This window comes from Staphylococcus sp. GW821-FHT11H10, assembly GCF_058807855.1.
In genome coordinates this window covers 1-21055 of sequence record NZ_JBXARC010000014.1, presented here as the reverse complement: position 1 = coordinate 21055, position 21055 = coordinate 1, and the positions used below count along the sequence as shown (strand labels likewise).

The 21055-nt window shown below is 29.5% G+C and carries 31 protein-coding genes and 2 pseudogenes; 31 read left to right on the top strand and 2 right to left on the bottom strand.

From position 1 onward, the window contains the following. Positions 1–7: 7 nt before the first annotated feature. Positions 8–640 carry a helix-turn-helix domain-containing protein gene (locus AC1RRU_RS08545; protein ID WP_070860620.1) on the bottom strand — a complete coding sequence of 211 codons (633 nt, stop codon included), beginning with the start codon at positions 638–640 and terminating at the stop codon, positions 8–10. Positions 641–812: 172 nt separating this feature from the next. On the opposite strand from AC1RRU_RS08545, the gene AC1RRU_RS08540 reads away from it, so the two are divergent. The 24 genes and pseudogenes from AC1RRU_RS08540 (at position 813) to AC1RRU_RS08425 (ending at position 14856) form a co-directional block, all read left to right on the top strand. After that, positions 813–1043, top strand: coding sequence for a helix-turn-helix domain-containing protein (locus tag AC1RRU_RS08540; protein ID WP_053035647.1), 231 nt, complete (start codon positions 813–815; stop codon positions 1041–1043). Continuing rightward, positions 1030–1344 carry a helix-turn-helix domain-containing protein gene (locus AC1RRU_RS08535; RefSeq protein WP_053035646.1) on the top strand — a complete coding sequence of 105 codons (315 nt, stop codon included), beginning with the start codon at positions 1030–1032 and terminating at the stop codon, positions 1342–1344. The genes AC1RRU_RS08540 and AC1RRU_RS08535 overlap by 14 nt, the downstream gene beginning before the upstream one ends. Positions 1345–1356: 12 nt before the next feature. Further along, entirely contained in the window at positions 1357–1566 is a 210-nt protein-coding gene (locus AC1RRU_RS08530; RefSeq protein ID WP_070687806.1) for a pathogenicity island protein, read from the top strand. Positions 1567–1569: 3 nt separating this feature from the next. Next, positions 1570–1773: a type II toxin-antitoxin system antitoxin TscA gene (gene tscA / locus AC1RRU_RS08525; protein WP_053035644.1), complete on the top strand. Its 204-nt coding sequence runs from the start codon at positions 1570–1572 to the stop codon at positions 1771–1773. A 1-nt stretch (position 1774) separates the two neighbouring features. Then, complete coding sequence (locus tag AC1RRU_RS08520; RefSeq protein ID WP_070860618.1) at positions 1775–2179, top strand: hypothetical protein; 405 nt, start codon at positions 1775–1777, stop codon at positions 2177–2179. A gap of 10 nt (positions 2180–2189) precedes the next feature. Continuing rightward, a complete protein-coding gene (locus AC1RRU_RS08515) occupies positions 2190–2393 on the top strand; it encodes a hypothetical protein (RefSeq protein WP_070860617.1) in 204 nt (67 codons plus the stop codon). A gap of 14 nt (positions 2394–2407) precedes the next feature. Then, positions 2408–2710 (top strand): type II toxin-antitoxin system toxin TscT, encoded by a 303-nt coding sequence (tscT, locus tag AC1RRU_RS08510; RefSeq protein WP_161387270.1) that lies wholly within the window; start codon positions 2408–2410, stop codon positions 2708–2710. A gap of 31 nt (positions 2711–2741) precedes the next feature. Then, the gene (locus tag AC1RRU_RS08505; protein WP_180552245.1) at positions 2742–3644 is read left to right on the top strand and encodes a primase alpha helix C-terminal domain-containing protein; all 903 of its coding nucleotides are present in this window, start codon (positions 2742–2744) and stop codon (positions 3642–3644) included. 36 nt (positions 3645–3680) lie between these two features. Next, on the top strand, positions 3681–5369 hold the full coding sequence (locus tag AC1RRU_RS08500; RefSeq protein WP_237620189.1) for a DUF927 domain-containing protein: 1689 nt from the start codon (positions 3681–3683) through the stop codon (positions 5367–5369). A 310-nt stretch (positions 5370–5679) separates the two neighbouring features. Continuing rightward, on the top strand, positions 5680–6201 hold the full coding sequence (locus AC1RRU_RS08495) for a GNAT family N-acetyltransferase (RefSeq protein WP_049402099.1): 522 nt from the start codon (positions 5680–5682) through the stop codon (positions 6199–6201). 60 nt (positions 6202–6261) lie between these two features. Continuing rightward, positions 6262–6846: a hypothetical protein gene (locus AC1RRU_RS08490; protein WP_161387239.1), complete on the top strand. Its 585-nt coding sequence runs from the start codon at positions 6262–6264 to the stop codon at positions 6844–6846. Between the two features lie 367 nt (positions 6847–7213). After that, the gene (locus AC1RRU_RS08485) at positions 7214–7546 is read left to right on the top strand and encodes a pathogenicity island protein (protein ID WP_493196562.1); all 333 of its coding nucleotides are present in this window, start codon (positions 7214–7216) and stop codon (positions 7544–7546) included. 78 nt (positions 7547–7624) lie between these two features. Next, positions 7625–8212 (top strand): BAR domain-containing protein, encoded by a 588-nt coding sequence (locus AC1RRU_RS08480; RefSeq protein WP_016931039.1) that lies wholly within the window; start codon positions 7625–7627, stop codon positions 8210–8212. Then, complete coding sequence (locus AC1RRU_RS08475; protein ID WP_016931038.1) at positions 8212–8421, top strand: hypothetical protein; 210 nt, start codon at positions 8212–8214, stop codon at positions 8419–8421. Before AC1RRU_RS08480 ends, AC1RRU_RS08475 begins: the two co-directional genes overlap by 1 nt. A gap of 54 nt (positions 8422–8475) precedes the next feature. Next, the gene (locus AC1RRU_RS08470) at positions 8476–8913 is read left to right on the top strand and encodes a pathogenicity island protein (protein WP_016931037.1); all 438 of its coding nucleotides are present in this window, start codon (positions 8476–8478) and stop codon (positions 8911–8913) included. After that, positions 8910–9248 carry a sigma-70 family RNA polymerase sigma factor gene (locus AC1RRU_RS08465; protein WP_016931036.1) on the top strand — a complete coding sequence of 113 codons (339 nt, stop codon included), beginning with the start codon at positions 8910–8912 and terminating at the stop codon, positions 9246–9248. The genes AC1RRU_RS08470 and AC1RRU_RS08465 overlap by 4 nt, the downstream gene beginning before the upstream one ends. 1 nt (position 9249) lies before the next feature. Next, positions 9250–9822: a terminase small subunit gene (locus AC1RRU_RS08460; RefSeq protein WP_016931035.1), complete on the top strand. Its 573-nt coding sequence runs from the start codon at positions 9250–9252 to the stop codon at positions 9820–9822. Positions 9823–10101: 279 nt separating this feature from the next. After that, complete coding sequence (locus AC1RRU_RS08455) at positions 10102–10611, top strand: Panacea domain-containing protein (protein ID WP_002492698.1); 510 nt, start codon at positions 10102–10104, stop codon at positions 10609–10611. Next, the gene (locus AC1RRU_RS08450; RefSeq protein ID WP_002445379.1) at positions 10604–11212 is read left to right on the top strand and encodes a hypothetical protein; all 609 of its coding nucleotides are present in this window, start codon (positions 10604–10606) and stop codon (positions 11210–11212) included. The genes AC1RRU_RS08455 and AC1RRU_RS08450 overlap by 8 nt, the downstream gene beginning before the upstream one ends. 204 nt (positions 11213–11416) lie before the next feature. Continuing rightward, positions 11417–11644 (top strand): hypothetical protein, encoded by a 228-nt coding sequence (locus AC1RRU_RS08445; RefSeq protein WP_002445380.1) that lies wholly within the window; start codon positions 11417–11419, stop codon positions 11642–11644. Between the two features lie 77 nt (positions 11645–11721). Then, a pseudogene (locus AC1RRU_RS08440) lies at positions 11722–11832 on the top strand (hypothetical protein); the annotation flags it as partial. A gap of 254 nt (positions 11833–12086) precedes the next feature. After that, positions 12087–13001 carry an iron-hydroxamate ABC transporter substrate-binding protein gene (locus AC1RRU_RS08435; RefSeq protein WP_002445383.1) on the top strand — a complete coding sequence of 305 codons (915 nt, stop codon included), beginning with the start codon at positions 12087–12089 and terminating at the stop codon, positions 12999–13001. Between the two features lie 57 nt (positions 13002–13058). Beyond that, positions 13059–13889, top strand: coding sequence for a class I SAM-dependent methyltransferase (locus AC1RRU_RS08430; protein ID WP_002445384.1), 831 nt, complete (start codon positions 13059–13061; stop codon positions 13887–13889). Between the two features lie 436 nt (positions 13890–14325). Continuing rightward, positions 14326–14856, top strand: a pseudogene (locus AC1RRU_RS08425) (ClbS/DfsB family four-helix bundle protein). 398 nt (positions 14857–15254) lie between these two features. Here AC1RRU_RS08425 and AC1RRU_RS08420 read toward each other — a convergent pair. Next, positions 15255–16541 (bottom strand): aminotransferase class I/II-fold pyridoxal phosphate-dependent enzyme, encoded by a 1287-nt coding sequence (locus tag AC1RRU_RS08420; RefSeq protein ID WP_070663348.1) that lies wholly within the window; start codon positions 16539–16541, stop codon positions 15255–15257. A gap of 193 nt (positions 16542–16734) precedes the next feature. On the opposite strand from AC1RRU_RS08420, the gene AC1RRU_RS08415 reads away from it, so the two are divergent. From AC1RRU_RS08415 to pmtD, 7 genes are all read left to right on the top strand, one after another. Next, positions 16735–16830, top strand: coding sequence for a Trp-rich small protein (locus AC1RRU_RS08415; RefSeq protein ID WP_011275325.1), 96 nt, complete (start codon positions 16735–16737; stop codon positions 16828–16830). A gap of 175 nt (positions 16831–17005) precedes the next feature. Beyond that, complete coding sequence (locus AC1RRU_RS08410; RefSeq protein ID WP_029376652.1) at positions 17006–17182, top strand: SE1626 family protein; 177 nt, start codon at positions 17006–17008, stop codon at positions 17180–17182. Positions 17183–17370: 188 nt separating this feature from the next. Beyond that, the gene (gene pmtR / locus AC1RRU_RS08405) at positions 17371–17751 is read left to right on the top strand and encodes a PSM export ABC transporter transcriptional regulator PmtR (RefSeq protein ID WP_011275327.1); all 381 of its coding nucleotides are present in this window, start codon (positions 17371–17373) and stop codon (positions 17749–17751) included. Beyond that, the gene (gene pmtA, locus AC1RRU_RS08400; protein WP_011275328.1) at positions 17748–18647 is read left to right on the top strand and encodes a phenol-soluble modulin export ABC transporter ATP-binding protein PmtA; all 900 of its coding nucleotides are present in this window, start codon (positions 17748–17750) and stop codon (positions 18645–18647) included. Before pmtR ends, pmtA begins: the two co-directional genes overlap by 4 nt. Next, positions 18644–19327, top strand: coding sequence for a phenol-soluble modulin export ABC transporter permease subunit PmtB (pmtB, locus tag AC1RRU_RS08395; RefSeq protein WP_011275329.1), 684 nt, complete (start codon positions 18644–18646; stop codon positions 19325–19327). The genes pmtA and pmtB overlap by 4 nt, the downstream gene beginning before the upstream one ends. Then, on the top strand, positions 19324–20196 hold the full coding sequence (gene pmtC / locus AC1RRU_RS08390; RefSeq protein WP_011275330.1) for a phenol-soluble modulin export ABC transporter ATP-binding protein PmtC: 873 nt from the start codon (positions 19324–19326) through the stop codon (positions 20194–20196). The genes pmtB and pmtC overlap by 4 nt, the downstream gene beginning before the upstream one ends. Continuing rightward, positions 20197–20925: a phenol-soluble modulin export ABC transporter permease subunit PmtD gene (gene pmtD, locus AC1RRU_RS08385; protein ID WP_011275331.1), complete on the top strand. Its 729-nt coding sequence runs from the start codon at positions 20197–20199 to the stop codon at positions 20923–20925. It begins immediately after the preceding gene. Positions 20926–21055: the final 130 nt, after the last annotated feature.

The following is a 21055-nucleotide window of genomic DNA, read 5'->3' as shown; positions in this document are numbered from 1 at the left end:
GAGACACCTACTTAATACGGAATTTTTTTAAGGTTTCAAATTCACTATCTGGAAATAATTTCAAAGCGATATAATCATTTAATCGAAATTGAATATTCGTGTAACCACTTATAAGTTCGGAAGATTGTTTATTTGTAACCAAGTCTTTTAATTGTGATTTAACTTTTGTGATTAGTTTGTTGATGAATTCTGTTCGGAAAGAAATGCTCATATTGGAAAGAAACGTATAAAATTCATTTTCAGTGTAATGATCTGATTCTTGTAATACTAGAGCGATGTAATAAGCGAACTCTCCTTTTTTTAAAGGTATATCATACGAATCTCCACTATAAACAAACATGTCTATGTTGAAATATTTTTCGTAATGTTGTTTTTTTATTTTGATTTCAAATCCATCTATGTGACCTTCGCTAAAATTACTTTTTTTGGTTTCAACTATATATGGAGAATAATCGAAAAATTCGCACGGAGTGACGCCTAAAAAATTACACAATTTATCAACAGTATCAAACTGAACTCCTTTACCAGTATTTTCAGCTATTGCCATTAAAGTAGTTTTTGATATTCCGGTTTCTTCATATAAATCAGAAATTTTCAGACCTCGTTCAGCCATCAATACAGACAATCTACTTTGTATCATATTTTTTACCTCCTTTATTTTCACAATAATGTTACTATAAGTCGCTAAAAAAATACAGAGTTCACTAATATATTTTTGAGTATTGACATTTGTTTTTATCGAGTATACAATGTAATTAATAACAGACTACAAAAAAATATTACAAATATCTGTTATAAAGGAGTGAGATGATATGGAAAATAAATTCAGAGTGATACTTGCTATAAAAAAACTTTCAATAGCTGATGTATTTGAAGGTACTGGAATAGCAAAAACAACATTATACGGTTTGTATCATGAAAAGACTAAGAACCCTGATACTTCCACGATTTTGAAAGTTTGTAATTTTCTTAAAATTACACCTAATGAATTTTTTGGGATTGATAATAATGAAAAAGGAGACATAAACCATGTTCAACATTAATATTGATGAAGATGAAGCACGTGCTTTATTAGAGCAAGCTATTAATGAACGTGTAGATGAACTGGCAAGAGAAAAATTCTTTATGACATACAAAGAATTAGCTGAATACCTAAATTTAAGTAAACCAACAATCGAGGAACTACTTATTAATAACGGGCTCAAGTATTACATGGTAGGCAGCACATATCGATTTAAGAAATCTGATGTAGATGAATTCATGGAGAAAATTACATCTCACATGGATATACACAACAATGATTTAAAACAGATTAATGTTAAGAAATTATTTAGCACAATTTAGGAGGATAAAGACATGAAACAACAAGTAGTGATTACAAAAAGCGTGATCGGTTGGTTTAATGTGAGAGATGTTGAAGGGAATTTACTTTTAAATATTGCACCTGACGTATTTAAGAAACATTTTCCTGAGGTTAGTCCTAACATAGCTATTGCGTGTATGGAACTAGATATTAATCGAATTGTCGAACTTAAAGAAAAGAAAAAGAAGAAAGCGAGCGTGTAGAAGATGGAACAAAAACAAAAAGAAATTATACAAGATATTTATACAACGTTAGGAACAACTGTTGGGGATAAAGCAACAGAATATGAACATCGTTTTGAAGAAGGACACAATGAATGGGTTGAGACAGTAAATCGTGAGGAACACTTGCAAGCAATCATTGAGTGGGCTATGCAACAAATTGAAAATAATTTTGATGGAGTGAAATAAGATGAAAATTAAAGAATTTAAAAAGAAACATGGTAGAAATGTAGCATTAATGTTAATCAGTGACCGTATTAAAAATAGAAATTTAAGTAAAGATGATAGAGGAATACAAGAATTTGAATTGATTCAATCATATATGATTCAACATAGCGTTAATGATACGTACATCGGAGAAATGGACATTTTAGATATGATACAAGATTTTGAAATGATGCTTCAAATGGCGGTATATTCGACAAACATTTTAAAGAAAATGAAAGTAGACGAAAATTACAATATGCCTGAAGAGATCAGTTATTTCTCACGTGAGGACGACTTGAATAATTTGTATCTTGCTAAATTAGAGATTGAAAAATTAATTAAAGCGATTGAGAAAAATCGACCTGAATATATCAATTTCTACAAATAGGAGTGAAACAATGACTGCTAAATTAGATGTGAATAAACAAAATATCATGAACGCTATCAACTGGATTATTAAAAATGAAGAAGAAATTATATTTGAAAGTCAAAGTCAGTTAAGTTTCTTCAGTCGTGAAGATTTGGAGAAAATAGAATACTGTAAGCGTACTTTAGAAAGTTTAATTGAAGCTAAAGAAATTTATAATAAAAAAATTAGTTAAGGAGTTAAGCAATAATGGAGTGGGAATTAAGAAATTTATTTGATGATTTAGAAGTAGTACAAGAGAAAATTAATGATGTTGTAACATCTTTTGTATGGTTTGATGATGAGTATTTCACACATGAACCTAATCATATGTTAACTAAAAAAGAAATATATACGCATGGCTGGAAATATCACGAGCATCGTATCAAAAACACACAAGTCATTGATTTAATGCTTATGTATATGAGAGATTTTGACGACATTATGAAAAAAATCCGTGACATAGAAAAAGCGTCATCAGCGAAGTTTGGCGACAGAACTGATAACGCATAGGTATTAAAAATTACAGAAAGGAATTTGTTTAATGTTCAACTTAAAATATAACGATGAACTTCATATATTAGTATATCAAAATATTTACGCAAAAGGAACTGAAAAAGTAAAAAATATAATGTGGTCTGACTGGTGCGAGTGGTTAACTCGCCCAGCCATTAGCCATAATAAATATACCAATGGTTTAGCGATTTATGGTGATGTGTCTGACGGTGTAGATGATGAAACGGGCGAAATTCTTCAACATCATAGAAAAGATGAAAATGTAATGTATAGACAAGTGTTTTCATTGGATTATGACGATATAGACGATATGAATCGTTTTATTGAAAATATTCAAAGTAAAATGCAACATTTTGCTTATTTCATGTATAGCACTTTTAGACATAGAGATGTGCAAGACGAAGAAAATGAAAAATTACGTCCGAGATTTAGGCTACTAATTCCAATTGATGACATTGTAAAACCAGATGAATATACCAAATATACTAAAGCAATATCAAAATATATTGGTGAAACAATAGATGAATCATGTTTTAAGTCTATTCAATTGTCAGCATTACCAACTATCAAAGATAACAATAAACCTTATCACTGGTATATCAATGATGCACCATTTATTACACGTGACCAATTAGAGAAGTGTGTTGAGAAGTATCTAAACGAAGATGAGCAGATAACTGTCGATTATTCAAATCATTTTCATAAACGCGATAGTTCATATTGGCGTGAAATTGCTTTTGGAGTTGGTGAAGGTGAACGCAATCAAACATTAGCATCTTTGACAGGTTACCTATTACGTCGGTATGTCGATGCTAACCTGGTTTATGGATTAGTAAGTGCTTGGGCAATGACTTGCACGCCCCCTATTGATCAAAAGGAAGTTAATAGAACATTTAAAAGTATTTATAAAAAAGATAGTAAGAACAAGTAAGGAGGTTTTTATTTGGAAGATGTAACTAACGAAGATGTGTTTGAACTTATTGAGAAAACTAGTGTGAATAAACCATTTAGACAAGAAGTTATCCCTAAAGGTTATGAAATTGAACAACATCAAAATGGTGTGGCGCTTTATCAAATTATTCCTAGTAAAAAAGATGGCGAACTAGATAAGAAAATATTTATCACTAATACAATTCCCCAAATTACTGAACGATTCGAAGATATTGAAAGCAATGAAGTGAGTTTTAATATGCTTTTTTATGATAATCATTTACCAGTGAATTTAGGTGTTAGTGCTGAAGAAATATCTGATAGTCGTCAATTACTGAAATTAGTTAATCGAAAATTAGATGTAACTTCAACCACTTCAACTAGGTTGATTGACTATATTAATAAGTCAAAACGATATAATCCACCAGTAAATGTTAATGTGGCCACTCGTTTGGGGCATGTGAAAGGATATTTTATTTATCCCTATCAAGAAGAAATGAAGAATAGCAACATAAAGTTATTTAATAATGATAAGGGATTTCAGAAATTGATAGATTCGTTTCAAAGTAAAGGCACACTTAATAGTTATTCAGAAAATGTATTCAATAAAATTAAAGACTTTCCTATGGTTATGGCCATGTTATATGCGTCACTTGGTTCAGTATTGTTACGTGAATTTGGACTACAGCCTTTCATTGTAGAAATATCGGGCAGTACCTCAACTGGTAAGACATTTACATTGAATTTAGTATCTAGTGTATGGGGGACAAGTGATCTTATTAGTACATGGGGTTCTACGAAGAACAGTATTGAAGCAATGGCATCATTCTTAAATTCATTTCCAATGTTTAAAGATGATACACGTAATACACATCCCAAATTCGTAGCTAATGCAACTTACAATTTCTCGAGTGGTGAAAGTAAATCAAGAAGTAATATCAATTTAACACTTAATGCCAAAAAAGAATGGCGAAATATAATGCTTTCTACAGGCGAGGCATCTATTTCTAATATGGCAGATGAAAAAGCTGGTGTTTCTGCCCGTGTCGTAACGTTACAGGATCAACCATACCCAGATAACTTTGATTTTACCACTTTAGATAAGGCATTTCGAGAAAACTACGGAACATTAGGCGTAGCATTCATCAAGCAATATAAATCAAAAAAAGAGGCATACAAGAGTGCATTTGAAAGTTATCAACGGTACTTTAATCAAAAAGGTAGTAATGAAATCATGCAACGTTTAGGACGTGCATTTGCATTACTACAGGTTACTGGCGAAATACTAAATGATATTGAGGGATTTGAACATGATCATTTTAAAATTATTGAACAAGCCTATGACAGTATGGTTAGAAACAATAAAACGATAGATAAACCTAAGCAGTTGTTAGAAGAATTATTACAGTATTTAGATGCGAATAGAAATAATATTTCTGGTGATGGTTATAATTCAGTCAAAAATGGTGATATCAAAGCAATATATAAACGTGATTATTTATGTATATTAGGTCAAACTGTACACGATAAATTAGGTCATGAAATGCATACTATTACAGGCCAATGGGGCAAAAAGGGATATTTAATTAAAGGTGAAAAAGATCGCTTGCAAAAAAGGGTGAGTCACAAAAACGTTAAGTATAGAGGATTTGCTATAAGACAAGAAGTACTAGAAGAATTAGGATTTGATTTCTCGAATTCTCATAATCCTTATTCAGATTATTAAATAGTTCCCAAAGTTCCCGATAAGTTCCCGTTAAAAATATACAAACGGGAACCCTAAAACTACTTTAACCACAAGTAATTAAGGTTAATAGTTCCCGAAGTTCCCGATAGATAATAATATTATTTATTATTTGAAAATGAACAATGTTATAAGTTTTTAACATATATGAAAGAAAAATTTTAATGGGTACAGCGGGAACTAAGTTTATTCAATGCCTATATATCAATGGTTTGACTAGTTCCCGATAAGTATTTTGGACCGGGAACTCAACGGGGAATAGTTCCCGATTATAAAAACATGGAGGTAAAAAATGACAACAATTACAGAACAAGGGTATCAACAGTTTAAAATGTTAAGCAATAATATGATGTTTAGAAAACATGTTGAAGATAGTCAAAATGAAATTATTAAAATTTTAATGAGTTTATTAATGTATGCACCTACAAAAATGCATAAAACTATATTGAGTAGAGTGCTCCTACTTCGAGACAAATATTATTTATATATTAGCGGTGGATCTCTACATTTATTTACTAGAGATTTTAAAAGTGCTATTTCATTTAATATTAAACAACCTAATCCAAAACATATCGACTACTTTACTGATGATTGGATAGTTGAAATTGACAATTTAAATTCACTTAAAAAAGGATATGGCAATAAGTTAATGAATGAAGTTCTGGAAATAACTTCCGTTATGAAAGTTGATGTTTGTTTATGGACTGAAACGATTTCTAATACTAAATATTTTGAAAAATATGGTTTTGAAAGCATCGGTAAAGTTGGAAAAGACAATGAAAATCTAATGATTAGAAGAAAGGAACGCGTATAGTATGAACGTTGAAATTGTAGCAAATGAATTGAAACACTCTTATTACAATGGAGTGAGCCAATGACAATAATTGATAAAGATATTAAAGACTTAAATATAACTGATGATGTGTTGATAGAATTTCTAAAATTTAGAGAGGAAGATTATACACTATATAGTAATGAGCATGTACTTATAGATCGTGATGATAATGTAGTAGGAAATTTATATCCTTTAGTGATTGCATTAGATTTAAATAAGCCTTATGTTACTTGTGAAGTAGTAGAGGAAACTACAATTACTTATTATGATAAAAATATTATTCCAACTATTCCTTACAAGTGGAATAATAGTAAAGCTAAGTATATTAATATTTGCTTAGAATTAGAACAAGTAGAAAAACATTTTGAGTTTGCAGCATGGAAATTATATTGTGTATTGAATGGTATCAATAAAAATAATTATGATAAGTATAAGTGGGTGCTAGAGAGAATTAAGAGAACTCCAAATGATATGCCTAATGTGGATATGCCGATAGGTCGAGCATATGAGATTGCTCAATTACCTAAAAATCTGATTGAACGTAATTACAATGTAAACGGTAAATCTAAACCAATTTATAAAATGAATATCAAACAAATTAAAAATCTTAAAGAATATGTATAAATTGATAGGTCATGCACTTTAATAGGTGCATGGCTTTTTTTATGTAAATCGTAATTGTTAAGATTTGTTAATGATTTTAGGTTTATCTCAGGTTAAAAAACGAACATTAGTTCTGTAACGGAAAGTGTGTGAAATTGTATGAAAAGTAGTATAAACGCTTTATTTATAGTGTTAAATGGAATGTTAAGAAGTTATATAAACGTTACTAAAATAAGAACATTTGTTTGTTATTTAGGTGTAAATTTAGTATAATAGTGTTATAGAAGTAATAAGCAACCTCCGTCTTAATTACTTCTAAAGTTATCTTTCATCCTCCTCATAACAACCCTCACATTTAGTTAAATAAAAACATGCGAGGTAAATAGTTATGACAATTATAACCGAAAATAAATTAACTAACGATCATATTAGAGTATTAAACGTATTACGTAACACTAAGTACGAGATTATTACTAAGCAAAATATATTTAATCAATTGAATATGGAATTTAACCGAAACAACGACAGATGGTTAAGAAATACAATTAATAGTTTAGTAGTTGATTATGGTTATCCAATCGGATACAGCTATAAAAAAGATGCAAGAGGTTATTTCATGGTTAAATCTGAGGAACAGAAAGAATTAGCCTTAAGAAGTATCAAGCGTCATATCGAAGGTAGTTTAAAGCGATATGAGGCGTTAAAGAAAACTGAGATTTAAGGTTATCTAGTACGTGGTGCTGCTGAGATTGCACAAGAGTAATAATTTTAAAAAATATAACTGAAACGAGGTATATCATTGAAAACAGCTAAATACTTTGATGAATACAACGAATATGTCACAGGTCAAAGAGAGAATATCAATAAAATTGAAAATGAGCGTCAAGAGTTATCGCAACGAATTAAAGAAGATAAAGCAAAGTATAAAGAATTAATTGCTAACTCACAAGATGACGAGGCTGACGCACTCTATACTACATTTGATAGTAATGAGAAGAAATTGAAAGCCTTAGAGAAACGCTTATCGACTAAAAAAGAAGTGTTTGATGAGGCTAGACGTAAAAAGGCGATTGAACTTATTAAACATCAAGCAGATTTACCTCATTTGTACAAAAAGGACAAAGAACGTATATTAGCAAAATTTGAGCCAATCGTTGAGGAATATAACAAAGTGGTAGATGAAATCGCAGCATTAAATGACGAATACGAATATGAGTTTTACAGATTCGTCGGGCCTTATGACAAAGAAAACTTTGAGAAAGATAAAGAAGTAAGAGCAGAAATCAAAAATCATTTCAGCCCTAATAAATATTCCAATTATGTGAGTGGAGACGAACTACCATTCATTGATATAAGAAAGAAAATGCAAATAAGAGGTGCTAAATAATGGCTAGAAAATATAATTTAGATAAAGTTAGTAATTATCTTTTAACGGAAACAAAATTATCTGCTGACGAATGTCACAAAGTATTAGATGTAGTAGAAGAACAATTTTCTCAAAACATTCAACAGCAACGAAAAGATGAACTAACTCAACAGTCACAAAGAGAGAGAAAACTTATGAAAATGTTTGAAGAAAATCGCATAGTTAAATAATAAATATCTTGCCTATCCTTAGTGGTAGGCTCATTTTATTTGTGAGGTGCATACATGAACCTTAAAAGAGTGAAATATCCACTAATCTATCATGAAAATAAAATATCTGAGTACACATTGCTAACGGAATATAACCCTAAGTTTATCAATACTAAAATTAAGGCTATCACTATGCAAATAGAGATGATGTATCACCTAAACATCTCCCACATGACTACAAGTGAAGTTCACGGCGTTATAACTATCTCATATCCCTTAGAGAAGTTAGCAATTACTATTATAGAAGAAAAGGAAAAATTAAAGTATTTCAAAATGAAATCTAATAGCAATATGCAGCAATTAAAACAAGTTATTAAGCGATATACACCAGGTGAACAAAAGAAAATCATGTATTATATGCAGTCCAATGGTTCGACGATTGATTATGACCTCATAGAACGCCTACAACGTGATTTATACAAGCTGAGACAGAAAGTAAGTGTAAGGGCATGAGTTACGATAGAGAGGCTATCAAGCAGTTTATAAGTGACTACTCAAAAGAGAACCATGACACCACGTATAATGATGAAAATACCAATATAGATGATTTCTTTTCACTGAGTAATGAAGTCGAACCCTTTGCACTAAACGAGAATACTAGTAATCAAGTGTTCTTCAATGAACTAGATCAGCTTATTTATACAGTAGGGACTAGAAGGGAATACTACATATTTTTCTTGCTATGTGAAGGGAAATCTATGAATGAAATCGCAAAAATATTTGAATTAAGTAGAGAAAGAATACGTCAGCTATGGAATGATTTATTAGACAAATTAGAGGAGGGATAACTTGAGTACATTAAATCCTAGACAAGAGAAATTTGTTGCTGAATACCTTAAAACGTTAAATGTAACACAAAGTGCAATTAAGGCTGGTTATAGTCCTCATACTGCAAGCGAACAGGGGAGCAGATTACTAAAAAATAAGAAGGTAGCAAAATATATTGATGAGCAACGTAAGAGGGTAATTGATGAGGGTGTACTATCTGCTAACGAATTACTTCATATCTTAAGTAATGCAGCAGTAGGTGATGAGAGTGAAGTGAGAGAGGTTGTCGTTAAACGTGGTGAGTTTCAACGCAATCCCGATACTGACAGAATGAACCTAGTTTATAACGAACATGTAGAAATGGTAGAAGTACCTATTAAGCCTAGTGACCGTTTACGTGCTAGAGATATGTTAGGTAAGTATCATAAGCTATTTATTGATAAGAAAGAGTTATCTACGGACACACCGATATTTATTAATATAGGTGAGTGGCCGGAAGATGAGGAAGAAGAAAAACGGAAAGCATTAGATGAACTACATGAGCAACACCCTAACAGAACAATGATTGTTGATGATATACCGTTAGAGGATTAATGTGAAACCATTACCTTCAAATAGGTGGTGGTTTATTTTATCTAAATTCTTTCCGCAATTTCAGATTAAGTTGACAAATTTGAGTGGATGTATGGTAAAAAATGTTGAAATGCTCTATATTATAAATAAGAGTTGCAAATGCGTAACACATCTTAGCGAATACACACAAAGATATATACTGTTTTTGTGTACCAATTATAGAAAGTATACACAGTGACAGTGTATAGTCACTGTTATTTTTATGTTCAATATGATGTGTTGATTATGGAGGAGTTTATCATGGCTGAGCAAAAATACCTGACAACAGTTGAAAATATAATTGGTTTAATGAAAGAAGAAATAAAAAACATTTCTCCTTTAAGACTACAAAAAACATTATACTTTTTATTTGCATATTATGGTGCTTCATATGGGCAACTATCTAAAAGTAAAGAATATGAAGTTACAAAAAGTGAAAGTTTAAACTTGCCTGAATATTTATTTGACGCTCAATTTGAAGCTTGGCAATACGGCCCTGTTATTCGAGACGTATATAAGAACAATAAATATAGTCTTGGCTATAATGACATAGACTTTTCAATGAGTAATTTTGAAATAGAAGATAAAACAATGCAGCAGGAAATTACAGAATATTTGAGAGAAATTATTAAGAGTACTTTAAAAATTAGTGATTTTGGTTTAGTAGAACGTTCTCATGAAGATGAAGAGTGGAAAAATAAAATTACTCAGCAAGAAATTATGAATAACGATTTAATTATTAAGGAATATATAGGATTGGTAAATGCCTAGATTTAATAGTAATGTTACTTCTAAAAAAAGAAAAAAGAACGTTCACGTTGAAATAGTTAATAAAGATTTTTTACCAACTAGAAATGAATTTGAAACTGACAAAGTAGAAATCGAGTTAAGAAATGCTGAAGTAAAAGAAGTTGTTTTTTTTAATGAAGAAGTAAAGTATTCAAAACAAAATAATGATCTGAAATTTACTAATTTTATTTCTGATTTTACACAACAAAATCAAATCAATGCTATAACCCATTTCAGTGAAAATATAAGCATAGTCAAAAATAACCCCGATGAAGCTACGAATATAAATTATGATGAGAGAATGTTATCAATTTTATCTTTATATACTCAACAAGATATTAGAAATATAAAGGGCTTAATGAAAACAGATATTAGAGGGTTACTTGATGTTCAAGAGGGTTTAAGAGTATATTGGTATTACGATTTGATTGATAACGAAATAAAAATAGTTTGTATTGATCCACAACATTTAGTTTTACCAAGTCAGCATGGTAAAATGAATAAAGATAAAATGATGATTACAACCTATCAATCAGTTACTAATAGCAAAAAACATTGTATTAGTCGGTATTTTATTAATTAGCATACGGGGAAGTTAAATATATCGTTTCAAGCGTCACTTACGAGTGACGTTTTTTGTATTTTAGGACGCTGAGAAACGCCCTGTGTTGCAGTGGGGAATGAGTTTTAATAACTATGTATGCAAAATGTATATATTACATTGTTAAATTCGACATCATCAAAGGCTGGTTAATCGATTTTCGAGATTGGTCGAAGATTGAAGCATGTGAAAGAAAATGACCTAGCACATGGAGAATTGGGTAATTGGTTGAAAAATATCAACTTAGATAGAACACAAGCTCATCGTTTCATTAAAGTTTCTGAAGAAATTAAAGATGTTGGTACATACCAACATTTAGGTCTGAGAGCTTTATCGGAAATAGCTAACTTACCTGTACCAGAACGCACCAAAATACACATAACATCAAACAGCAAAACTAAAATTCCATACTAAATGTTTATGAATTTAACTGCAGAACTCAATTTTGAGCCTTGTAAAATTACATAAATTAGTTATATAAAAATTATTTATGGGTATTATATAAACGGGAGGGGCAACGTTATTACTTGCCTATTAGAACATGGAATAGTTCTGTTCCAACTAGTCAGGTATTAAGTGACTTATGGGGAAAAATCAGTTAGAATATAAAAAGTGAATGATCCTTTTCTAGGCAGGTACTTCGGTACTTGCCTATTTTTTATTCACAAACTTCTATATCAAAAAGCTTTCATGTGATAATAAAAATTCTCTCACACGTTAAAAACAATGTATAAGTTAATTATGGCTTAACGAAATACATTCATATCATCGAGTAGGATAGGTATAAGTATTGACTATTATTTTTAAAAATCTATAATTGAAAATGAATATCAATTAAAAACGAAAGGATGATATTATGAAAGGATTAATTGGAATTTTATTATGTAGTTTATTTATTTTGACTGCGTGTTCAGCGTCTGTCGATAAAACAAGTGACTCGACAAAGACTATAGACTATAAAATTGAAAATGGTAAAACACTGAAAGTACCAGAGAAACCTAAAAGAGTTGCTGTATTAACTGGATTTTATGTTGGTGATTTTATAAAGTTAGGAATCAAACCAATTGCTGTTTCAGATATAACTAAAGATTCTTCAATCTTAAAACCTTATTTAAAAGGGGTTGATTATATTGGAGAAAACGATGTTGAAAAAGTTGCTAAAGCAAAACCAGATTTAATAGTTGTAGATGCTATGGATAAAAATATTAAAAAATATCAAAAAATAGCGCCAACAGTCCCATATACATACAATAAATACAATCATAAAGAAATATTAAAAGAAATAGGCAAGTTGACTAATAATGAGGATAAAGCCAAAAAATGGATTGAAGAGTGGGAAGATAAAACTAGAAAAGATAAAAAAGAAATTCAAAGTAAAGTTGGTCAAGCAACAGCATCTGTGTTTGAACCAGATGAAAAGCAAATATACATATATAACTCTACATGGGGTCGTGGTTTGGATATTGTTCATGATGCATTCGGTATGCCAATGACAAAGCAATATAAAGATAAATTACAAGAAGATAAAAAAGGTTATGCTTCCATTTCAAAAGAAAATATTAGTAAATATGCTGGTGATTATATATTTTTAAGTAAACCTTCGTACGGAAAATTTGATTTTGAAAAAACACATACATGGCAGAATATTGAAGCTGTAAAAAAAGGACATGTAATTTCATATAAAGCAGAAGATTATTGGTTCACAGATCCTATTACATTAGAACATTTGAGAAGTAAATTAAAAAAAGAAATTTTAAATAAATCTCACTAGAAATAAGTTATAAAAATTTCTAATGTATTAATAATAATATTTTTAAGGAGTGATTAAATGAAACGACTGGATGGAATTCCCGAATCAATGTTAATTCCTTTGATAGCTCGAGCAAAAGAGTACGAATACGAAAAACCAATAATAAAAGACGCACTATCTAAAAAAATATTTGATGGTTTAGATGATATGTACAAAAATGTTACATGTGATGACATGTCTCAAATTGGAATTAGTATACGTTCTGTGATAATAGATAGTGTTACTAAAAGACTTATCAAGGATAATAAAAATTTGATTGTGGTCAATATAGGTTGTGGCTTAGATACAAGGTTTCAAAGATTTAATAAAGAAAAAATATCGTGGATAGATTTAGATGTACCTGAATCAATAGAAATACGAAAAACATTTTTTAAAGAAACAGATAGTTATAAGATGATAGCTAAATCAATGCTGGATTACAGTTGGATTGAAGATGTTAAAAATTATAAATTTTTTAATAGTAAGTCAAATATATTGTTTATCTTTGAAGGTGTATTGATGTATTTTGATGAGAGTGTAATGACTAAATTATTACATACTATTATTAAAAAGTTTGGAGATCATAATTTGGCCTTTGCGATTGAATTTTGCTCAAAAACAATTGCAAATAATACAAAAAGACATAAATCTGTATCAAAATTATCCTCACAACCTGTTTTTAAATATGGATACAATGATTTAAATGAATTGGATAAAGTTTTACCAAATAAAATGAAAGTTATAAATGAATATAATTACTTTGACTACCATAAGAAAAGGTGGGGGCTCTTTGGGTATTGTAGATATATACCTTATCTGAAAAAAAGGCTAAACAATAAAATAGTAATTATGGAATATAAACCAGCTTAAAAATTTACTGATAATTGAGTATTAAAATAAAACATTTCAAAAAAAGATGTAGCTAGAAATTTATTAAAAGTAAAGTGCACAAATATCTTGTGTTTTTTCAATTTTAACATTTCATCTTTAGCTATATATCGTATTTTGATATACTATTCGAATGACATAATTATGACATAACAGAATAAAAAAGCTAAAAATAATAGAGTTATTCAAAATTCTAAATGTTGATATTATAGTCTTTTCACTCTCTATTTATATCTATTTTATATGATACTTAATGCCAGGTATGATGTAAGTCATACAAACTTAACTAAATTAATTAATTTAGACGCTTTTCGAAAAATAATCACATTCGAAAAGCGTCTTTTTTAATGGGAAATCTTAATATAAATGTTTATTTAAACTGAGTAAATGTGCATTACAATATATAATAAATATATAAATGCTAGGCGGTGATAACATGCAGACTTATTCAAATAAAGATGATTTAATATTTGAAATTAGTAAGAGGGCTGAACTTTTTATTAATGAATTTAGTGATGTATCAGAATCAGATAAGGATGTATATAAAATTGGTGTCAATAGAACACCTGCACAGATGATCGCATACCAGCTTGGATGGTTAAATTTAATTCAATCGTGGGAGAATGATAATAAAAATAATATACCAGTTGTAACTCCCAGTCCTGACTATAAGTGGAATAATTTAGGAGGATTATATCAAGAATTTTATAAAACTTACTCAAATTACACATTAGAACAACTTATTAATCAGTTCAATAAGGAAGTAGATAGCATTATTGATTTAATTAAAAGTTTAGATAATGAAACATTATTTGAGAGTGGAAAAAGGCAATGAGCTTCATCAACGCCTTCCAAATGGCCAGTTTGGAAATAGATTCACATTAACACCGTAGCACCATTTAAGTCATTTAGAACTAAAATTAGAAAATGGAAGAAAACAGAAATATAAAGATAACTTAACTTTCGAAAGATTATAACAATATGAAAAACCATATTATCTAAAAATAAAAACGAGTCTAGGAATTATATCCAAGACTCGTCTTTTAATTAAGAACTATAATCCGAAAATTTATAATAAATCTAATAACCATGCTCCAAATAAGATAAATAGAATGAGTAATCCTATGAACAAATATAAATTTTTGGATACATGTCCTTTCGAAGTAAAAGCGTAAAGATACAAATAATACGAAGTGGAGATTAATGTAATAATAAGCAATATTGAAAAAATAATTACCATTTAGATCACAGCTTTCGAGTTATTTTTAATTTCGATAGAATGAATAAATCGAATATAAATACTTCTTCAATGTCATCCTAATTACTCTTTTTATTTATATCAATCGCTTACTTTAAATCATCGATTGCTTTTGCGATTGATTCAAAAACATGTGGAATGTCATCTTTTTCAATGCAACTAAAAGCAATACGGATATCTGAGTCATTTAACGCTATAATACCGATTGAATATTCGTTAATTAAATGGGTACGTAGTTCTTCAGGATTTACGCCATTGACTTTGACTGCCATGAAATAACCAGAATTAAAATCATAGGCTTGCCAATGATTTTTATATTTATCGTCATAAACAACAGATTTTGTAACTTCATATCTTTCTTGTAATGTATCTATATTTTGTTGAATTTCTTTATCAAATTCATCATGATTTTCTAAAACGTATTTAATAACACTTTGAGAAGGCATTGGTCCACTTGAAATATTACTTCTTATTAAACCTTTAACTTTCGCTTCTAACACTTCTTTAGCAACATTATTATTTAATCCAAATGTAAGGAAACCAACACGTAGCCCCCACGCAAAGAATTCTTTAGTAGCACCATCTAAACGAATTGGTAAAATATTGCTTGATTCAATTTGATTTAGTGCAGTAAAAATAGACTGACGATAAACATCTTCATAGAATAAACCATAATATGCATCGTCTACTACAGCTATAACTTTTGTTCCTTTTTCAGCTAGTGAACGAACCGCTGAAACTATAGTTGTAACTTCATCGTTGTTCGGTGTATAGCCGGTAGGATTGTTTGGATAATTTAAAATTAAAATGACTTTGTCTTGATTGAAATTTTCTAAAGTAGTAACTAAATCATTTGTTGTGTAATGTCCTTCTTGGTTAAAGATTGAATATGTCTCAATATTTGCAGAATGACGTGTTTCATAAATTAGTTTGTAGTTACCCCAATTATGTGTTGGTACTAAAACAGTATCTCCACTCTCTACAAATAAATCAGCTATTAAAGATAACCCGTGAGTTAACGCATTAGTGACAATAGGTCTAGTAATTGTCTCTTTCGATAAATCAGGGTTTTCTTTTAGCATTTTGTCTTGCCATAAATCCCTTAAAGCTTCTAATCCTTGAGGTGGGGCGTATGGAAAGACTTCATCTGGAGATAAATGATTATAGACATCAAATAAAGTATCAGCATACATTTTCCCGTTTTTATTAGTAGCCATTCCAATTGTAGCGTTATATTTAGTTTTTTTAGCATCAGCAGATTGAGATAAAATGCCTTTTGGATAATACATTGATTGACCTAGATTTGATAACATACTTAATATTTCTGGACAATGATCAACAAGTTGATTATTTAAATTTTGTGCTAATGGGTTCATTTATTTAACCTCACTTTATTTTAGTGTTTAATAATATATTATCTTTAAATGCCTTAAAGATAAAGTGTTCCTATAATGATTACAAAGAATTGCTAATTAGGTTTATAAAAAGCGAACATTTGTTCGTTTTTTATGTTAGAATAATGTCAGGTCATCATAAGATATGACACTTTTCATTTGGAGGTGTAGTGTAATGTCGTGGCTATTAGATGGTATGGTGACATTAATTTCGGGTGGTATACTCGTTATATTTCGTGTTTGGTTAGAATCTAAGTGGAAAGATAAATAGATGACCATACACAAAAACCCCTAACTTGCCGTCACAAGTTAGGGGTTGTGTAATGTAATTCGTGGATACAATTAAATTGTAACACATGGATTAATATTTTCAATTTTAAATGTATTTAGTAAGCAAATTTATAATTTTAATTTGTTATAATACATGTATTGAGGTGTTGATTATGATGAAACATTTAACTAAGATTTTCGTTAGTTTGGCAATTATCTTATTTGTTATTGGATATTATTTACAGGCTACAGGACACGAGAATCAAGGTGTTAAATTATTATTAGCAGCAATTATGTTTATCATATGTGCTTTTATTAATCGTAATAATGATAGAAAGAAAAACAGAAAATAACATTTTAGACTCTATATTAGCGTTTGACGTTAGATATAGAGTTTTATTTTTTAAATAGAATTGTATCTATAATGTATATACAGTTTGTAGCTTTAATACCATCAAATACAAGTATTTGCAAAATTACCTTTACAAAAGTATATATAGTGTGTATACTATTTATATACAGTTATAAAAGGGGGACATCAATGAAAATTATATTGAAGAACACCAGTGAACAACCCATTTATGAACAAATCAAACAACAAATAAAAGAGAATATTTTAAAGGGGTATGTTGAAGCTGGTAGCCACTTACCTTCGATGCGTGAGCTTGCAAAAGATTTACAGGTGAGTTTAATTACAACTAAAAGAGCTTATGAAGATCTTGAGAAAGAGGGATTCGTAACAACTGTCCGAGGAAAAGGTACATTTGTTAAAGAACAAGATAGTTCCATATTAAAAGAAAAGCAATTCTTTGTAATTGAAAATCTTGCTCGATTAATGATTAAAGAAGCTAAAACAATAGATATGCCTCTCAAGGAATTAAAAGAAATACTAGCTTTAATTTATGAGGAGGAAGAAGAATGAATGTCATTGAAGTAAAAGATGTATCGTTTCAAAGTAGTGCATTTTCAATAAACAATCTTTCATTCAGTATTCCTCAAGGATTTGTAACTGGATTCATTGGGGCTAATGGGGCAGGGAAAACAACGATAATTCGTATGATAATGGATATTATAGAACCTAAGCAAGGTCATATATCAATATTTGGTGAAAAAATAGCAAATAAACCGAAATGGATAAAAAATAAAATAGGTTTTGTTTATTCAGAAGTTTATTTTAACCAACAATGGACTGCAAAAAAACTTGAAAAAATGGTTTCACCATTTTATACCGATTGGGACTCACAAGCATTTAAAAATTATTTAGAAAAATTCAATTTACCTTTCGATGAAAAAATAAAACATTTTTCTACAGGTATGAAAATGAAATTGTCTTTAGCACTAGCTTTGAGTCACCATGCTGAATTGTTTATATTAGACGAACCAACTGCGGGGTTAGACCCTATTGTTCGTAATGAAGTGTTAGAAATTTTACAAAGTGAATTACTCGACGAACATAAGACTTTATTTATTTCAACCCATATTATTTCGGATTTAGAGAAAATTGCTGACTATCTTGTACATATAAAAGATGGAGAAGTTATTATGCAAGGTTTTCGTCATCAACTTCAAGAACAATACTCAATTGTACAAGGTGATAATCAAGATTTAGACGAGGAATTAAATCGCTTGTTCCTTTATAAAGAAGTGAAGTCGACAGGTTTTGTTGGTTTTACTAAACAGGCCCAAGTGTTTAAAGAATTGTTCGGAAAAAAAGTTAATATTAAACAACCTACGATTGAAGAACTTATGATCTACATCGAAAAGTCTAAAAGTAATGACAATCAAATAGATTTTCAGCAAAGTAGGTTGATAAAATGAAGCAATTACTAATTAGAAATTTTAAATGTAGGAGTATAACGATTGCCATTTATATCTTATTACTTCTATTAAATCCGTTATATGCTTTCGTATTTTCTAAAACAGAACTTTATTTTTTATTCTATGCACCGATTGCAATCACATTAATGGCGGTTAGCATATTAGACTCTGGACACTTGTTTAGACTACATAGAAGATTAGGAGGTAAAAGTTCATATTTGTTTTACGAAAGTTTACCTGTCTCTAAAAAAGACATGCTTAATGCGAATTACATTACCTGTATCGTATTAACACTTTTTGGTGGTTTTATTATCGCTTTGTACAATTTTCAATCTTCTAATATTGATTTTGGGGATTTAAGATACTCAACTGCGATTGCTTTTATATTTGTAAATTTTTTAAGTATTCCAATTGCATTTAGTAGGAATACTGAAAAGAAACGCGAAGGGATATCATATGCACCTTATATCTTGATAATGATGTTAGTTATTCCATTTGCTATTACAATAGTTTTTACACTAATTAATGCATTCGTTTTTCATCATCATATTTCTTATAATATCTTTGGCATATATTACAATTATGGTTTATTAAGCTTAAGTATTGTTTGGATGATTTTAAATTATTTGATTCAATTAAAACGTATAATTCAGCGTGAAAATAAAGGAGGGCCTATATGAAATTAGAAAATATTACAAAAACATATGGAGATAACAATGTTTTAGATAATATCAATTTTGATTTTGGAAATAGCAAAATTGTAGGTTTAATTGGTAAAAATGGTGTTGGTAAAACAACATTAATGAAAGTCATGAATGGCAATATTATTAATTTTAAAGGAAAAGTTCAATTAAATGATAACGAGAACGTTGGCTATCTTATTGAACATCCGAAATTATATGATAATAAAACAGGATTAAATAACTTGAAATTATTTGCTCAAGTTCTAGGCAAAGGTTTCGACAAGGAATATACAGATAAAATCATAGACGCATTTGGCATGAGACCTTACATTAAGAAAAAAGTGAAAAAGTATTCAATGGGTATGAAACAAAAACTTGCGATTGCAGTTTCATTAATGAACAAACCCAAATATCTAATTCTTGATGAACCGACAAACGGTATGGATCCAGATGGCTCAATTGATGTATTAGAGACAATTCAATCATTAGTGAATGATTTAGAAATGAAAATTCTAATTTCAAGTCATAAATTGGAAGATATTGAATTGATTTGTGATAGAGCTGTCTTTCTACGTGATGGAAACTTTGTACAAGATGTCAATATGAAAGATGGTAGTGCGCAAGATCATACATCGATTAAATTTGAAGTTAGTGAATTTAATACAGCACTAGATTATTTAACAGAACATTTTAACGTGCTTCAATCACACAAAGATAGTGGAGAAATAATGATTAAAGCACAAAAAGATTATAAACAATTACTCAAATCTTTAGCACAAAAAGATTTATATCCTAAGTATATTGAAACAAGAAAAAGTTCGCTTCGTGATACGTATTTTAATATTAATCAAAGAGGTGACAAATAAATGAGAAGTTTACAATTAGTTAAATATGATATATTGAGTTTTTGTAAAAGCTATTTAACATATATAGCACTAATTTTAATCTGGTTAGTATTAGGATTAATAACGTTCTTAATGGCACGAAATAATGATCAAGTAAATTATTCATCTATTTTATCTATGGCAAATTGGATGTTCTTATTCTTTGGCTTGTTAGTAGTGATTAAGACAATTACACGCGATTATTCACAAGGTACGATTCAACTTTATATGAATAAAGTGAAAAATAGAATTGGGTATATTATTGCTAAAACAATTTCAATTATTTTATTTTCATTCATTTTTGCATTCATCACATATATCACATTAATGTTAGTACAAGCATTTACAGAAGGAAAAAATTTAGACGGAGATAAGTTCTTAACGAACATTTGGTTCTATCTTATCTTCTTACTGTTCTTTGGTTTACTCTTATTCTTAGTTACATTAATTGTTCAAAAACCGGCAGTAATCTTTACACTAGGTATATTCTTAGTATTTATAGTTCCATTTATTCAACCTTTTATTGGTTTGATTCCTGACTGGGGAGAAAAAATTCAAAAATCATTAAAGTATATTCCGTTTAGTTATTTAACTGAGAAATCTCAAACGGATAGTATTAAATTTTCAAATTGGCAATGGTTTATTTCTTTAGCATCAATTGTTATTTTATTCATTGCGAATATTGCTTATGCAGCTAAAAGGGATATATAATATATGCCAAGAAATTGATATCCAAAAAAGAGGGTAGTAAAACAAATTTTGTTGGCTCTACGTCAAATCGGACTGATGAGTCCAAATATTGAGATTAAGCAACCTTAGGTTGTTTAATCTCTTTTTTTGT

Bases quoted from the DNA above. Each gene is read 5' to 3' on its own strand.
- AC1RRU_RS08415 (WP_011275325.1), top strand. From the start codon at position 16,735: ATGTCGTGGCTATTAGATGGTATGGTGACATTAATTTCGGGTGGTATA.
- AC1RRU_RS08465 (WP_016931036.1), top strand. From the start codon at position 8,910: ATGAGTTACGATAGAGAGGCTATCAAGCAGTTTATAAGTGACTACTCA.
- AC1RRU_RS08515 (WP_070860617.1), top strand. From the start codon at position 2,190: ATGACTGCTAAATTAGATGTGAATAAACAAAATATCATGAACGCTATC.
- AC1RRU_RS08435 (WP_002445383.1), top strand. From the start codon at position 12,087: ATGAAAGGATTAATTGGAATTTTATTATGTAGTTTATTTATTTTGACT.
- AC1RRU_RS08470 (WP_016931037.1), top strand. From the start codon at position 8,476: ATGAACCTTAAAAGAGTGAAATATCCACTAATCTATCATGAAAATAAA.
- AC1RRU_RS08535 (WP_053035646.1), top strand. From the start codon at position 1,030: ATGTTCAACATTAATATTGATGAAGATGAAGCACGTGCTTTATTAGAG.
- AC1RRU_RS08530 (WP_070687806.1), top strand. From the start codon at position 1,357: ATGAAACAACAAGTAGTGATTACAAAAAGCGTGATCGGTTGGTTTAAT.
- pmtA (WP_011275328.1), top strand. From the start codon at position 17,748: ATGAATGTCATTGAAGTAAAAGATGTATCGTTTCAAAGTAGTGCATTT.
- AC1RRU_RS08485 (WP_493196562.1), top strand. From the start codon at position 7,214: ATGACAATTATAACCGAAAATAAATTAACTAACGATCATATTAGAGTA.
- AC1RRU_RS08540 (WP_053035647.1), top strand. From the start codon at position 813: ATGGAAAATAAATTCAGAGTGATACTTGCTATAAAAAAACTTTCAATA.
- AC1RRU_RS08490 (WP_161387239.1), top strand. From the start codon at position 6,262: ATGACAATAATTGATAAAGATATTAAAGACTTAAATATAACTGATGAT.
- AC1RRU_RS08505 (WP_180552245.1), top strand. From the start codon at position 2,742: ATGTTCAACTTAAAATATAACGATGAACTTCATATATTAGTATATCAA.
- tscT (WP_161387270.1), top strand. From the start codon at position 2,408: ATGGAGTGGGAATTAAGAAATTTATTTGATGATTTAGAAGTAGTACAA.
- AC1RRU_RS08545 (WP_070860620.1), bottom strand. From the start codon at position 640: ATGATACAAAGTAGATTGTCTGTATTGATGGCTGAACGAGGTCTGAAA.
- pmtB (WP_011275329.1), top strand. From the start codon at position 18,644: ATGAAGCAATTACTAATTAGAAATTTTAAATGTAGGAGTATAACGATT.
- pmtR (WP_011275327.1), top strand. From the start codon at position 17,371: ATGAAAATTATATTGAAGAACACCAGTGAACAACCCATTTATGAACAA.
- pmtD (WP_011275331.1), top strand. From the start codon at position 20,197: ATGAGAAGTTTACAATTAGTTAAATATGATATATTGAGTTTTTGTAAA.
- AC1RRU_RS08520 (WP_070860618.1), top strand. From the start codon at position 1,775: ATGAAAATTAAAGAATTTAAAAAGAAACATGGTAGAAATGTAGCATTA.
- tscA (WP_053035644.1), top strand. From the start codon at position 1,570: ATGGAACAAAAACAAAAAGAAATTATACAAGATATTTATACAACGTTA.
- pmtC (WP_011275330.1), top strand. From the start codon at position 19,324: ATGAAATTAGAAAATATTACAAAAACATATGGAGATAACAATGTTTTA.
- AC1RRU_RS08420 (WP_070663348.1), bottom strand. From the start codon at position 16,541: ATGAACCCATTAGCACAAAATTTAAATAATCAACTTGTTGATCATTGT.
- AC1RRU_RS08410 (WP_029376652.1), top strand. From the start codon at position 17,006: ATGAAACATTTAACTAAGATTTTCGTTAGTTTGGCAATTATCTTATTT.
- AC1RRU_RS08430 (WP_002445384.1), top strand. From the start codon at position 13,059: ATGAAACGACTGGATGGAATTCCCGAATCAATGTTAATTCCTTTGATA.
- AC1RRU_RS08495 (WP_049402099.1), top strand. From the start codon at position 5,680: ATGACAACAATTACAGAACAAGGGTATCAACAGTTTAAAATGTTAAGC.
- AC1RRU_RS08450 (WP_002445379.1), top strand. From the start codon at position 10,604: ATGCCTAGATTTAATAGTAATGTTACTTCTAAAAAAAGAAAAAAGAAC.
- AC1RRU_RS08455 (WP_002492698.1), top strand. From the start codon at position 10,102: ATGGCTGAGCAAAAATACCTGACAACAGTTGAAAATATAATTGGTTTA.
- AC1RRU_RS08475 (WP_016931038.1), top strand. From the start codon at position 8,212: ATGGCTAGAAAATATAATTTAGATAAAGTTAGTAATTATCTTTTAACG.